The sequence below is a fragment of the Parafrankia sp. EAN1pec genome, from assembly GCF_000018005.1.
In the GTDB taxonomy this organism is placed as follows: domain Bacteria; phylum Actinomycetota; class Actinomycetes; order Frankiales; family Frankiaceae; genus Parafrankia; species Parafrankia soli.
Map to the genome: position 1 here is coordinate 8009515 of NC_009921.1, position 13839 is coordinate 8023353.

The 13839-nt window shown below is 73.0% G+C and carries 10 protein-coding genes and 1 riboswitch; of the genes, 1 reads left to right on the forward strand and 9 read right to left on the reverse strand.

Going from position 1 to position 13839, the window contains the following annotated elements:
- The first annotated feature begins 134 nt into the window (after positions 1-134).
- Positions 135-2942, forward strand: a complete 2808-nt coding sequence (ppc, locus tag FRANEAN1_RS32840) for a phosphoenolpyruvate carboxylase (RefSeq protein WP_041256775.1) — start codon at positions 135-137, stop codon at positions 2940-2942.
- A gap of 38 nt (positions 2943-2980) precedes the next feature.
- On the opposite strand, the gene FRANEAN1_RS32845 is transcribed toward ppc, so the two are convergent.
- From FRANEAN1_RS32845 to FRANEAN1_RS37590, 9 genes are all read right to left on the reverse strand, one after another.
- Positions 2981-4489, reverse strand: coding sequence for an MFS transporter (locus FRANEAN1_RS32845; protein ID WP_020463992.1), 1509 nt, complete (start codon positions 4487-4489; stop codon positions 2981-2983).
- A gap of 310 nt (positions 4490-4799) precedes the next feature.
- Entirely contained in the window at positions 4800-5177 is a 378-nt protein-coding gene (locus FRANEAN1_RS32850) for a transglycosylase family protein (protein WP_041255041.1), read from the reverse strand.
- Positions 5178-5189: 12 nt separating this feature from the next.
- A riboswitch (cyclic di-AMP (ydaO/yuaA leader) is annotated at positions 5190-5366 on the reverse strand.
- 371 nt (positions 5367-5737) lie between these two features.
- Complete coding sequence (locus FRANEAN1_RS32855) at positions 5738-6646, reverse strand: SDR family oxidoreductase (protein WP_020463994.1); 909 nt, start codon at positions 6644-6646, stop codon at positions 5738-5740.
- A gap of 119 nt (positions 6647-6765) precedes the next feature.
- Positions 6766-8367: a HAMP domain-containing sensor histidine kinase gene (locus FRANEAN1_RS32860; protein ID WP_347176851.1), complete on the reverse strand. Its 1602-nt coding sequence runs from the start codon at positions 8365-8367 to the stop codon at positions 6766-6768.
- Positions 8364-9053, reverse strand: coding sequence for a response regulator transcription factor (locus FRANEAN1_RS32865; RefSeq protein ID WP_020463996.1), 690 nt, complete (start codon positions 9051-9053; stop codon positions 8364-8366). The genes FRANEAN1_RS32860 and FRANEAN1_RS32865 overlap by 4 nt, the downstream gene beginning before the upstream one ends.
- Positions 9054-9079: 26 nt before the next feature.
- Positions 9080-9985 (reverse strand): FAD:protein FMN transferase, encoded by a 906-nt coding sequence (locus FRANEAN1_RS32870; protein WP_041255042.1) that lies wholly within the window; start codon positions 9983-9985, stop codon positions 9080-9082.
- A gap of 88 nt (positions 9986-10073) precedes the next feature.
- Positions 10074-10556: an FMN-binding protein gene (locus FRANEAN1_RS42665; protein ID WP_020463998.1), complete on the reverse strand. Its 483-nt coding sequence runs from the start codon at positions 10554-10556 to the stop codon at positions 10074-10076.
- Positions 10553-11998, reverse strand: coding sequence for a ferredoxin reductase family protein (locus FRANEAN1_RS32880; RefSeq protein WP_020463999.1), 1446 nt, complete (start codon positions 11996-11998; stop codon positions 10553-10555). Before FRANEAN1_RS32880 ends, FRANEAN1_RS42665 begins: the two co-directional genes overlap by 4 nt.
- 111 nt (positions 11999-12109) lie before the next feature.
- A complete protein-coding gene (locus tag FRANEAN1_RS37590) occupies positions 12110-13492 on the reverse strand; it encodes a serine/threonine-protein kinase (RefSeq protein WP_198145401.1) in 1383 nt (460 codons plus the stop codon).
- Between the last annotated feature and the right edge of the window lie 347 nt (positions 13493-13839).

Genomic DNA, 13839 nt, shown 5'->3' on the forward strand with positions numbered 1-13839 from the left:
CCACCACACCTGGCATCCCCGGGACGGCAAGCACCGCTAGCCCGGAGAGCAGCAACAACCCGGCGAGCACCGGTAACCCGGCGGACGGGCGTCCGGACCAGCAGGCTCAGGACCCGGGCGGCTTCTCCGGCGGCGTGTCCTCCGACGCGCGCCACGCGGCCGTCCGCGCCGGTGTGCGCCGCCTCGGCGCGCTGCTCGGCGAGGCCCTCACCCGCCACGAGGGCCCGGAACTGCTCGCGCTGGTCGAACGGGTCCGAATGCTCGCCCGCGGCGAGGACGGCGGCACCGAGCTCGCCGCCGTCCTCGACGGCGTCGACGCGCGGCAGGCGATCCTGCTGGCCCGCGCGTTCACCGCCTACTTCCAGCTCGCGAACATCACCGAGCAGTTGCACCGGGCGCGGGAGATCTCCGACCGCCCGCGCAGCCGGCTGCGCGACCTCGCCGACCGCATCGCCGAAGCGGTGGACGAGGGTGTCGTCGACCCGGGCCTTCCGGCCGAGGTCATGCGGCGGCTGCAGCTGCGCCCGGTCTTCACCGCGCACCCCACCGAGGCCAGCCGCCGTTCCGTCCTGGAGACGCTGCGCGGCATCGCCGACCTGCTCGACGCCACCGACGACCCGCGCCGCCCCGGCGCCGACGACGAGCGGCTGGCCCGCCGCCTCGCCGAGCTGGTGGACGTCCTCTGGCAGACCGACGAGCTGCGGGTGGAGCGGCCGAAGCCCGCGGACGAGGCACGCTCGGCCGCGTACTACCTCACCTCGATCGCCACCGAGGTCCTGCCCGACCTGCTGGAGGAGCTCGACACCGCGTTCGCCGGGATCGGGGTCGAGCTGCCGGTGACCGCCCGTCCGCTGGCCTTCGGCTCGTGGGCCGGCGGCGACCGGGACGGGAACCCGAACGTCACGCCGGAGGTCACCCTGGAGGTACTCAACCTCCAGTACGAGTTCGGCATCCGGGTCCTCACCGCCCTCGTCGACCGGCTGGTCCGTGAGCTGACGGCGTCCACCCGGGTGGTCGGGGAGGTCAGCGGCGACCTGCTCGCCGCACTGGCCGCGGACCGCGCCGCGCTGCCCGAGGTGTACGACCGCTTCATCCGGCTCAACGCCGAGGAGCCGTACCGGCTCAAGTGCAGCTACATCCTGGCGCGGCTGGCCGGCACCCGGGCCCGGCTGGCCGCCGGCGCACCGCACGTCCCCGGCAAGGACTACCTGCGGCCCACCGACCTGGTGGACGAGCTGGAGCTCATGCGGGTCTCCCTCGCCGCGAGCCACGGCGAGCTCGTCGCGAACGGGCCGCTGCGACGCGCGATCCGCACGGCGAGCGCCGTCGGCCTCTCGCTGGCCACCCTCGACATCCGCGAGCACGCCGACGCCCACCACGCCGCCCTCGGGGCGATCTACGACCAGCTCGCCGAGCTGGACGTCCCCTATCGCGACCTGGACCGGCCGGCCCGGCTCGCGCTGCTGTCGGCCGAGCTGGCGGGGCGCCGGCCGCTGCTCGGCGCCGTCCCGCCGCGGCTGCCCGAGCGGGTGGCGCGCACCCTCGAACTGCTCACCACGGTGCGCCACGCGCTGGACCAGTACGGCGACGGCGTCATCGAGAGCTACATCGTCTCGATGACCCGCGACGCCGACGACATCCTGGCCGTCGCCGTGCTCGCCCGCGAGGCCGGTCTGGTCGGCCTCGGCCGGCCACCGGGGACGTCCAGCGGCCCGGGAATCGGCACGGAACGTGACGGGCCCGCGGTGCCGGCGGTCGCGTGGGCGCGGATCGGGTTCGTGCCGCTGTTCGAGACCGTCGCCGAACTGCGCGCCGCGGGGACGCTGCTCGACCGGCTGCTCGCCGACCCGTCCTACCGGGCGCTGGTCGCGGCACGCGGTGACGTCCAGGAGGTCATGCTCGGCTATTCGGACTCGTCCAAGGACGCCGGCATCACCGCGTCCCAGTGGGAGATCCACAAGGCACAGCGTGAGCTGCGGGACACCGCCCGCGCCCACGGGGTCGTGCTGCGGCTCTTCCACGGCCGCGGCGGATCGGTCGGCCGCGGCGGCGGCCCCTCCGGCGAGGCGATCCTTGCCCAGCCGTTCGGCACCCTGGACGGACCGATCAAGGTCACCGAACAGGGCGAGGTGATCTCGGACAAGTACACCCTGCCGCAGCTGGCCCGGCAGAACCTGGAGATCACCCTGTCGGCGGTGGTGGAGGCGTCCGTCCTGCACCGCACCTCCCGGCTCACCGGACAGGCGCTCGCCGGCTGGAACGGGACCATGACGGCGGTCGCGGACGCGGCGAAGGACGCCTACCGCTCCCTCGTCGCCGACCCGGCCCTGGTTCCGTTCTTCCTGGCGGCGACGCCGGTGGAGGAGCTCGGCAACCTCAACATCGGCTCCCGCCCCTCGCGGCGGCCCGGCGGCTCCGGAGGGCTGGCGGACCTGCGGGCCATCCCCTGGGTGTTCGGCTGGACGCAGGCCCGGATCATCCTGCCCGGCTGGTTCGGGGTCGGCTCCGGGCTGGCGGCGGCGCGCGAGGCCGGCGCGGGCGGGGAGCTGGCCGAGATGTACCGCTCATGGCATTTCTTCCGGACGTTTCTCGGCAACGTCCAGATGACCCTGGCGAAGTCGGACCTCGCGATCGCCCAGCGCTACGTCTCGGCGCTGGTCGACCCGGCCACGGCCGCGCTGTTCGACGTCATCCGGGACGAGCACGAGCGGACGGTGCGGGAGGTGCTGGCCGTCACCGGGCAGGCCGGCCTGCTCGAGACCGCGCCGGTGCTGCGCCACACGCTGCTGGTCCGGGACGCCTACCTGGCCCCGCTGCACGCGTTGCAGGTCTCCCTGCTGGCCCGCACCAGGGCGGCCGGTGACATCGCCGACCCTCAGCTACGCCGCGGCCTCCTACTGACCATCAATGGAATAGCCGCCGGCCTCCGCAACACGGGCTGATCGTCAGAGCGCGGGCGCGGCGCCGGGCGGGTGGCGGGTCAGGGGCTGGGCTCCGGTTCGGCGGTCACCGGGTGGGCGGCCTGCTGGTTCCCAGCCTGCTGGGTCCCCTCCTGCGGGGTGGCGGCCTGCCCGGGGGCGAGGGTGGTCAGGAGGCGGGACCGGGTCTGGTCCGCGGTGCGCCGGGCCCAGGTGCCCGTCGTCGCGAACCCCAGGGCGAGGACGGCGGCGCAGGCCGCGACCACCGCCCACCAGGCGGCCGTGCTGGTGGGGTCGACGGCCCCGACCGTCGCGGTCGCTGCCGCGACGGAGCCGATCACGGCCACGCCCAGCGACTGGCCGACCTGGCGGCTCGTCGAGGCGACCGCCGCCGCGACCCCGGCCTGCTCGAGCGGCATCCCGGAGACCGCCGTGTTGGTGATCGGCGCGTTCACCAGGCCGAAGCCCGTCCCGAAGAGGACGTAGGCGACCATCAGGGTGGTGACGGAGGTCTGTGGGGACAGGCCCGTCATCGCCGCGCTGCCGGCGGTCAGGGCGACACCCGCGGCGAGCAGCGACGGACGCGGGCCGAAGCGGCCCACCGCCCGGCCGGACAGGGGCGCGATCACCAGGGTGGCCAGCGCCATCGGCAGGGTCAGCAGGCCGGCGTGCAGCGCCGAGTAGCCACGGACGTCCTGCAGGTAGATCGTGTTGAGGAAGAGGAAGCCGGCGAGGGCGCCGAACGCGCACACCGCGATCGCCGTCGCGCCGGAGAAGGGCGCGCTGCGGAAGAAGCGGACGTCCAGCAGCGGCTCGGTGCGCCGCGACTCGTAGCCGACCAGCAGCGCCGCCGCGGCGACCGCCACCGCGAGCAGGACGAGCGTTTCGGCGGACGTCCAGCCTGCCGCGGGCGCCTCGATAATCGAGTAGGTGAGGGTCGCGAGGACGGCGATCACAAGGAGCTGTCCGACGGGGTCCAGGCGGCGTGGGCTCGGCGCGCGGGACTCGGGGACGAAGCGGTGCGTGAGCACCAGCGCGGCGAGCCCGATCGGGATGTTGATCCAGAAGATCGCCCGCCAGCTCACCGTCTCGACGAGGATGCCGCCGAGCACCGGGCCGAGTGCCATGCTGATCCCGATCACCGCGCCCCAGAGACCGATGGCGCGGGCCCGTTCCCGCGGGTCGGTGAACGTGTTGGTGATGATGGACATCGCAACCGGGTTCAGCATCGAGCCGCCGACGGCCTGCACCATTCGGAAGACCACCAGCCAGCCGAGCCCGGGCGCGAGGCTGCACAGCAGCGAGCCTGCGGTGAACAGGGCCAGTCCGGTCTGGAAGATCCGACGGCGGCCGAGCCGGTCGCCGGTGGAACCACCGAGCATGAGCAGGCTGGCCAGGACGAGGGTGTAGCTGTCGATCGTCCATTGCAGGCCCGCGGGCGACGCACCCAGATCCCGGCGCAGTGCGGGCAGGGCCACGTTCACGATGGTGCCGTCCAGCCCCACGATCAGCAGACTCATGCAGCAGATCGCGAGAACGGCGAACCTGCGGCGACTGGTCGGCTCGGCCATCGACAACCCACCTCTCCGGCCGCCGCCAACTCGGCCGCAGGTGCGCGGGCGGACGACTGTTCAGCGTACGGCAGGTCTCTTTTCCTCGCGCTCGCGCTCGTGCTTCCTCGCGCTCGTGCGACGCGGCCGGTGGCACCGAAACGCCGGTGGCCCGGGTGTCGACACTGACACCCGGGCCACCGATCGCGTTCCGCGGACCATCTGTCGCGCTCAGCCAGGGCTCAGCCAGGCTGGTCCGTCACTTGTCTGCTCCATTCGACGGGCCGCGTCAGAGCCATTCGACGGGCCGCGCCAGAGCCTGGGGGCTGGGTCAGAGCTTGGGGCCCCAGCAGCTCTTCGAGGCGTACCACGGGCTGGTTCCCTGCTGCGCGTACAGGATGTGCGCGCGCTTCCACTGCTCGGCGACGCTTGCGTTCTGCGGGAGGCCCTGCCCACCGACGCCGTGCCAGGTGCCTGGCAGGAACTGGAACAGGCCGCCCGCGCCGATCGAGTTGACCACGCGGGGGTTACCGCCGGACTCGCAGGGCACAACCGCGCTCAGGAAGCGGTGTGCGTCCGGCCGACCCGCGGCACTGGCGGGCTGTGACATCGCGATTCCGCCGCCGATCGTGGCGGCGAGGAGCGGTGCGACAAGCAGCGCACGGCCGCGGCGGATGGAACGACTGGTCTTACGAGCACGCGAAGCCATAACGGACAAAGTGATGCCCCTCCCCACGCCTGCGAAGTTAGCTGTCGGGTTCGGGCTGGGATTTACCCGGTCGCGCTACGCGACTTCACCCCGAGGACGTCTGTGATCGACGCCCGAAGGTTGGTTCCCCCGCTCCCGCCCTGAGGTTTGTTGTTCACCGGGCGGGGCAGGATTCGGCGTGTCGCCCGGTGCGCGCTTTCCTGAACGAAAGCACGGCGCAGACGTTACACACAACAGACCAACAATTGCCAAGGCTCTGTGACGAGCACCACATTGCCTATTAAATCCTTGAAGATCCTCCGTAGACGGCGTATCACGCGCGCAGGCGCGTTCCTCTTTAATGGACCGTCCCATCACCGTGACCGCCCCGCCACGATGGCCGAGAGCGATGACACGGAGAGTGGGTGACGTGCTCATCTCGGCGCAGGAATTCGACCCGTGAACCGGGAAGAAGTTGCGCGAGCATCAAGTTGGAAATGGTCCCCGCGTTCGTCCGGGCACCACCCAGACCTGTTGACAGGCCCCTGATGCGGGCGAGTCGTAATTTCGTACGTTCCGGGTCAGATTTCCGGAGACGGCAGCGCGACCTCCGGAGCCGGTAGAGGCACGACCCCGTGGTGCGCGGTCAGGCCCCCGTCGGCGACCAGCGTCGTTCCGGTGATGTAGGACGACTCGGCGGAGGCCAGGAACCAGACGGCCGAGGCCAGCTCGCCCGGCTGCCCCCAGCGCCCCATCGGAATGCGGCGGCTCACCGCCGCGGTGGACCCCGGGTCGGTGCGGTGGCGCGCGGTCAGCGCCGTCTCGGTCAGGCCGGGGGCGACGGCGTTGATCCGGATGTTCTGGGCGGCGTGGTCGAGCGCCGCGGCCCGCACCATGTTGATCACAGCCGCCTTGGACGCGTTGTACGCCCAGTTCCCCGGTTCGCTCTGCAACCCGCCGCTGGAGGCGGTCACGACGATTGAGCCGCCACCGCCCGCCCGGAGCGCGGGGACCACCGAACGGATCCCGATCGCGACGCCCCGCACGTTGACGGCGAGGATCCGGTCCAGCCGGTCGATCGCGCCCGGGGCCTCCCACGGCAGCGTCGTGCCGATCCCGGCGTTGAGCACCGCGACGTCCAGCCGCCCGAAGCTCGCGAGCGCCAGCTCCGCCATGGCGGCCCCGGTCTCCTCGACCGAGACGTCCCCGACCATCGGGACGATCCGCGGCTCCGGCCCGCCCGCCGGCCGGGAGTCCGCACCCGTCACGGCACCGGCATCCGCCGCGGTCCGGGGATCCTCCGCGGTCCGGGGATCCGCCGGGGCCACGGCGGGCCGCGGGGCGCGCGACTGTGCTCGGGTCAGCGCCGCCAGGCCGACCTCGTCGACGTCCACGGCGACCACGCCGAACCCCCGCGCGGCGAACAGCTCCGCGCACGCCCGCCCGATCCCGGATGCCGCTCCCGTGATGACGACCGCCGAGGTGACCACACATCCTCCACGAGCTCCGAGAGACCTCACCAGCACGGCAAGTCCCGCCCGCCGGACGGATCCCGGCCGGCCGCGCCGAGATCAGCCTGGCGGGTCGCGGTGAACGGAGCCGATCCAGCTCATGACGAAGAGGGATCGGGGCGGGGCAGGACGAGCCGGAACGTGGCGCCGCCGCCCGGTGTCGGCCGGTGCTCGGCCCGTCCGCCGTGCGCGGCGGCGACGGCCTCGACAATGGACAGGCCCAGCCCCGTCCCGCCGGCGTCGCGGGAGCGGCCGGAGTCGGCGCGGTAGAACCGCTCGAAGACGTGGTCGACGGCGTCAGCGGGGACTCCGGGTCCATGGTCGATCACCGAGATGACGACCTCCCGGTCGTCATCCGCCGCACCGGCCGCCGCATCGCCGTCGGCGTCGCCGTCGCCATCCGCGTCCGTGTCGGCGTCGCGGGCGGTGAGGGAGACCGTCGCCTCGGGCGGGGTGTGGACGAGCGCGTTGCGGACGAGGTTCCCGACGGCCTGGCGCAGGCGTCCCTCGTCCCCCGTCACCTCGAGGATCGGCGGGGCGTCGACCTCGATCGTCCGTCCCGGGCTGACGGCGCGGGCGTCGGCGGCGATGTCACGGAGCATGGCCGCCAGGTCGACGGGTTCACGCTCGAGGTCGGGCTGGTGGTCGAGGCGGGCGAGCAGCAGCAGGTCGTCGACCAGCTCGCTCATCCGGGCCGACTCCTCCTCGATGCGCCGCATGACCATCGCCAGGTCCTCGGGTCGGCTTGCCGCTCCCCTGCGGAACATCTCGGCGTAGCCGCGGATCGACGTCAGCGGGGTGCGCAGTTCGTGGCTGGCGTCCCCGACGAAGCGTCGCAGGCGCCGCTCGGAGGCCTCCCGGGCGCGGAAAGACGCCTCGATCTCGGTGAGCATCGTGTTGAAGGCCAGCCCGAGACGCCCCACCTCGGTACCGCGGTCCGTGTCGGTGACCCGTTGAGTCAGGTCGCCGTCCGCGATCATGCCCGCGGTGTGTTCGATGCGGGTCAGCGGGCGCAGCCCGAGGCGGATGATGACGTAGGCCAGCGCGGCGAGCACCACCAGCATCGCCGCGCTCACGATGAGCTCGATCCTGGTGACGTTGTCGAGAGTGGTCTCCATCTCGGCGAAGGGCACCGCGACGACCAGAACGTCTCCGTTGCCGAAGCACTCGGCGAGCAGCCTGAACCTGTCCCCGCCGCCTTCGGCGGGGACCGTCCACAGGGGGGCGGTCGCCAGGTCGGGCTGCACCGGGGCGGCAGCGAGCATGCTCTGGGTGACGGCCGGGCGCCGGGTCGGTGCCGCGGGGCCGTTCGGGCCGGGGCTGGTCTCGGCCACTCGCCGGCCGGCGCTGTCGTACAGCGCCCCGTAGGTGCCGACGAGGAACGCGGTGCCGAACCGCGGCGCCCGGTCGTCGGCGTCGTGGTGGTACGGCATGTGGTCCGTGTCGCCGCCGAGCAAGGTCTGTTCCATCACTGGGTGGGCGTCGCGCACCTGCCGGTCCAGCCGGCCGAGCAGGTACGACTCGACGGCGTTCTGGGTGCCGAACGCGCCGAGCACCAGGCCGAGCGCCAGCAGGCCGACCAGGGCCAACAGCAACCGTGCCCGCAAAGAGACCACCCGCGAGGACACGAGATGCCGACGCAGGACGCGCCGGTGCAGGACGCGGTGCAGGACGCGCCGGGGCAGGGCCGGACGTCTCACCGCGGCAGGCGCAGCACGTAGCCAACCCCGCGCACCGTGTGGATCAGCGCCGGCGGGGCGTCGTCGATCTTGCGGCGCAGATAGCTGACGTAGGTCTCCAGGACCCGGGCGTCACCGCCGAAGTCGTGCCCCCAGACGTGGTCGAGGAGTTGGGCCCGGGTCAGCACCTTGCGGGCGTTGACCAGCAGGTAGTGCAGCAGCCGGTACTCGGTGACGGTCAGCTCGACGAGGCGCCCGGCCCGGCGCACCTCGCGGGTCTCCGGGTCCAGCTCGAGATCGGCGAAGCGCAGCGGCTCCGGCGCGCCGTCGGCCATTCCGGCCCGGCGCAGGATCGCCCGGACCCGGGCGACCAGTTCACTGACCACGAACGGCTTCGTGACGTAGTCGTCGCCGCCGAGCGTCAGCCCGTGCACCTTGTCCTCGGTGGTGTCGCGAGCGGTCAGGAACAGCGTCGGCACGTCCCGCCCGGCGTTGCGCAGCCGCTGGCAGACGGCGAAGCCGTCGATGTCGGGCAGCATGACGTCCAGCACGAGCAGGTCGGGCGGCTCCCGCGAGACCTGCGTGAGCGCCGCCTGCCCCGAGTGCGCGGCGCTCACGTCGAAGCCCTCGTAGCGCAGCGCCATGGCGACGAGATCGGTGATCGCCTCCTCGTCGTCAACGACGAGGACCCGGACGGGACGCTCCATCCGCTCAGTGTCACCTCCCGTCAGTGTCATCTCCCGTCGGGACGTCCGGCGGCCGGCCTCGGGGCGGTCGCTCGCACGGCTGGCCTCGGGGCTGTCGCTCGGACGGCCGGCCGCGGGGCTGTCGCTCGGACGGCCGGCCGCGGGGCTGTCTCGGCGACCGGCCCCGCGGCGGTCGTGGTGGCCTGGCCCGGGAAGCCGGCGGAGTGCGTGAGCCGCCCGGTGGTGTCGACCGTCAGCCACTCCCATCCCCGGCGGGCGAGGTGGGTGAGCAGGGCCGGCGCCTCCGGCCCGGCGGCGAGGGCGGCGGTGGCGAACCCGTCCGCGAGCGTGGCGTCGGCACCCACGAGGTCGGCGCCCACGAGGGTGACCGAGGCGAGGCCCGTCGCCGGGGCGCCGGTACGCGGGTCGACGACGTGCGCGCCCCGCTCGGCGACCCCCGAGGTCGCGACGGCCAGCTCGGTGCCCTCCACCACGGCGACCAGCCTGGCCCGGTCGAACGGATCGGCGATCCCGATCCGCCATGGACGTCCCGGCGCCCACCCCGAGGTGCCCCGCACCCGCAGGTCACCGGCGGCGCTGACGCAGTGGCTCGGGGCACCCGCGGCGGTCAGGGCCGTCGACGCGGCGTCGGCCGCCCAGCCCTTGACCAGCCCGGTCGGGTCCAGCGTGCCGTCCCCGCGCCAGGCGGGGTCGAACCATCCCCCGGTCTGCTCCCGGCATTCGGCGGCCGCCCGGTACACCTCGCGGACGTGATCCGGACAGTCGCCGAGCTCGATCTCGCCGCGGCGCAGCCGCGACACCCAGGACGTCGCCCGGAACGTGCTGAAATCCTCGTCGACCCGATGCAGCACACGGACCGCGGCACCGATCGCCGCGTCCAGGCCGACCGCGTCGAGCGGCGAGCGGACGTCGATGCTGACAACCGTGCCCATCACCGGTTCGGCGTGGCTGCGCCCCGGTCGCGACGGGCGCGACGGGTGCAACGGGCGCGACGGGCGCGCGTCCTGGCCGGCGCCGGCCCTAGACACCGGCGGCGTCCAGGGCCGACTGGACGGACTGGGCGTACCCCTGGCTGGTGTAGGACGCGCCGGAGACGACGTCGATCTGGGCGCTCTGGACGTCGAGCACCTCCTGGCGCAGCAGGGGCACGGCCTGGTCGTTGATCTCCCGGTCGCGCCGCTCCCGGTCCGGCAGCTGCACCGTCACCACATCGGTGATCTTGCTGCCGGTGAGGACGACCTGGACCTGCACGAGGCCGTACCGAGTGTCGACGGCGTCGCCGGTCACCGTCCGCGTGGTGGTCCCGCTCGTCGAACCCGTGCCGGTACCCGAACCCGTTCCCGTGCTGGTGCTGGTGCTGGTCGTCGCCGGTGTCACGGCGAGGGTGGAGGGATGCGCGCCGATGCCCGTCGCCGACTTCGCCCCGACGACGAGGACAACCGTCCCCAGCAGTGCGGCGAAGCCGAGACGCGCCCGGTAGGGCCTGCCCGCGTTCTCGTTCATCTCAGCGTGAACTCCTCGGTGTGGATCTGCTCCTCGGACAGGCCGAGCTCGCGCAGGGCCCGGACGACCGCGAGCGTCATGCCGGCGGGCCCGCAGACGAAGACGTCCCGATCGGCGACGTCCGGCACGGCGGCGGCGAGATAGCGGGCGGCCAGCGGATCGTGGCCGAGCTCGCGCCGGGACCCGACCACACGGTGGACCACCACCCGACCGACGGCCGGCCCATCGGCAGCCGGCCAACCGGCGGCCAGCCGGTGATCGGCCAGCTCGTCGAACTCGCTCCGCAGCGCGAGGTCGGTCGCCCTGCTCGCGCGGTGCACCACCACGACGTCGTCGCCGCGGCCGGCGAGATCCTCGGCGAGCGCGCGGATCGGGGCGATGCCGCTGCCGCCACCGACGAGCAGCGCCCGGCCCCGGGTGGCGCGCTCCGCGGTGAAGTGCCCGAACGGACCCTCCGCGACGACCAGCGTCCCCGGGCGCAGGTGGGCGATCGCGCGGGAGTGGTCGCCCGCGTCCTTGACGGTGATGCGCAGGCGGTGCGGCTGCGCCGGCGCGGACAGCGAGTACGGGTGGGCGGTGACGGCATGCCCCCGGGCGGCGAACCGCCAGAGCAGGAACTGCCCCGGCCGGGCGCCGAGACGATCCAGGTCACGGCCACGAATCCACACGGAGACCACACCGGGCGCCTCGGCGACCACCCGCTCCACGGTCATCCGATGCCGGACGACCGCCGCGATCGGCAGGACCAGACGCCAGATCACCAGGCAGGCCGCCACCGCGACGTACATCCCCTGCCACAGCAGCGTGTTGACGGGATGCCCGACGAAGTCCGCGCCGGTAGCCGTCTGATGGGAGTACACGAGGAGCACAGCCACGTAGGCGCTCAGATGCAGCAGGTACCAGATCTCATAGGAGACGTGCCGCCGCAGCGCGCGGGCGCTGGCCACTCCGACAGTGACGAACAGCAGCGCGCCCGCGGTCGCCTTCCACATCTCCGGGTAGGTCATGATCACCGTGACCAGTTCGGACAGCGGCTGATGATGCGCGGTCAGGCCATACCCCCACACCACCATCAGGACGTGGACGGCCATCAGCAGCACGACGTTCGTCCCCAGGCCGCGGTGCCAGGCCGCCAGCCGATCGAACCCGACCGCGCGTTCGAGCCCCGGCACCCGCGCCATGAGCAGGAGCTGCACCAGCATCAGGTAGGCGGCCAGCAGCCCGGCGACCCGTCCGAGCGCCGTCAGGAGCAGGCCGCCGCCGTGAAGGCTCGACGCCGAGGTGTCGAACCACCACATGGCCACGACCACGACGCCCCAGGTCACCAGCCCGACGCGCACCCCGAGCGCCGGCAGCCGGGCCGGCGCGGACCACCGCCCACGAACCGCCCCCGGTTCCGGTTTCAGTCCCGGCTCCGGTTCCCGTTCCAGTGTGAGGCTCATAGCCTCGGACGATGTGCCCGGACCCTGAGAACCGGCTGTGCGAATCCTCAGAGCTTCCCGGGAAGTCGCACCGCCCCCGCGGACGGCTCGAACCGACCCCTGCGCACCTGGTCAGTGCGTCGGGGCCTGCCGGCGGCAGGCGCTCAGCGCCGCCTCGATCTCGCCTGCCGAGGTGCCGTGAAACTCCCACAGCCGGCAGATCTCCACAGGCCGGCCGGGGCTCCCTCGACGTTCGATCTCCAGCACGTTGTTGTGAACACGCGCGTCGGCGATCTCACTCCACGGCAGACGTAGATCGTCGGGAAACCGCCGGCACCTGATCCCGTCCGGGCCGACGGTCAACAGGCCGGGCCGGGCGATCGGAGGAGTCAGGGCAGCCGTCCAGACCGCGAACACGACCGACCAGAGCGCGGCCGGTACGAGCGCCCAGGCCGGCAGGTCGACGAAACCCTGGACCATCCAGGGGACAGCCGCCCCGACCGCGGAGCCCACGGCCAGGCCGACGCCGATGGCCCGCCCGAGACGCGACTCCCCGTACTCGACCGTGCCGCCCTCCCCCGTCGGCCCCGCCAGCCCCGTCGGGGCGTCGACAGACTCGGCGGGTCGGGCGGGGTGTGCACGTTCGACGGGCAGGACGACGGCAGAGCGGCTCGCCGTCCCGCGTGCGGGAGAAGGAACAGCACCGGCGGGGGCCGCGAGCACTGCGACCAGCGCCTCGTGTGCGTCCTCCGCGCCCAGCCGGACGCGGGGATCCTTGTCGAGCAGGGAGAGGATCGTCGCGCCGAGTGGCCCTGCCCGTCGGGGCGATTCCGGTTCGTGGGAGAGCACGGCGGCCACCGTCGCGGCCTCGGTCTCCCGGGCGAACGGCGAGACTCCCTCCGCCACCGTGTAGAGGGTGGCGCCGAGGGAGAACAGGTCGCTGGCCGCCATTGCGCGGGCTCCGGAGAAACGCTCGGGCGCCATGTAGGCGAGCGTTCCGAGCGGGCTCTGAGTGACCGTGGAATGTGATTCCAGGACGGCCACGCCGAAGTCGACAAGAACGATCCGGCCGTCGTCGCCCAGGAGAATGTTCGCGGGCTTGACGTCCCGGTGCACGATTCCGGCCGCGTGCGCCGCGACGAGAGCGTTCAGAACCGCCAGGCCGACCCGGGCGACGTCCCCGGGGGCAAGCGGCCCCTGCTGCCCGACGACTTCCGCGAGCGAGCGCGACGGGACCCACTCCATCACGATCCACGGCAGGTCACCCTCGTGGACGACGTCGAGGACGGTCACCACGTTGGGGTGGTCGCGCAGCAGGGCGACGACCTTCGCCTCGTGGACCACCCGCGCGAGCAGGCCACTCGACTCCGGGTCGGTCACCGCGGCGTGGAGCCGTATCTCCTTGACCGCGACGTTGACGTCGAGCAGCTCGTCCACCGCACGCCACACCGTCCCGTACGCGCCGGCGCCGAGTCGCTCCGCGAGTCGGTAACGGCCGGCGACCAGACGATCCATCGTCCCGTGCGGGTCGGAAACCACAGCATCCCCAGTCAGCTCACACCCCGCAGCTCGCTCAGGCTCCGTATTCCGACCGGACAGCCGCATCCGACCAGGCGGCTTTACTCCGGCCGGACGGCCGCGGCCCTCTCGGGCTCCGCGGCCCGCGCGGGCGGTGCCTTGGTGCCGCCGCGGGCCGATTCCATCATGTCCCAACGACGCGGCCGGGCGCGGCGGATATCCGGATACCGGGGAAGAGGGTCGCGCCGCCGACGGATGATTGTCCGCGTGAACGGCCGTAGGATCACCGCTGGCGGCTCGCCCGCGCGGTGCCCTGTTTCGGACCTGGCCGACAGCGCTGGTGG

Bases quoted from the DNA above. Each gene is read 5' to 3' on its own strand.
- FRANEAN1_RS32865 (WP_020463996.1), bottom strand. From the start codon at position 9,053: ATGGAGCGTCCCGTCCGGGTCCTCGTCGTTGACGACGAGGAGGCGATC.
- FRANEAN1_RS32870 (WP_041255042.1), bottom strand. From the start codon at position 9,985: ATGGGCACGGTTGTCAGCATCGACGTCCGCTCGCCGCTCGACGCGGTC.
- FRANEAN1_RS37590 (WP_198145401.1), bottom strand. From the start codon at position 13,492: ATGGATCGTCTGGTCGCCGGCCGTTACCGACTCGCGGAGCGACTCGGC.
- FRANEAN1_RS42665 (WP_020463998.1), bottom strand. From the start codon at position 10,556: ATGAACGAGAACGCGGGCAGGCCCTACCGGGCGCGTCTCGGCTTCGCC.
- FRANEAN1_RS32850 (WP_041255041.1), bottom strand. From the start codon at position 5,177: ATGGCTTCGCGTGCTCGTAAGACCAGTCGTTCCATCCGCCGCGGCCGT.
- FRANEAN1_RS32845 (WP_020463992.1), bottom strand. From the start codon at position 4,489: ATGGCCGAGCCGACCAGTCGCCGCAGGTTCGCCGTTCTCGCGATCTGC.
- FRANEAN1_RS32880 (WP_020463999.1), bottom strand. From the start codon at position 11,998: ATGAGCCTCACACTGGAACGGGAACCGGAGCCGGGACTGAAACCGGAA.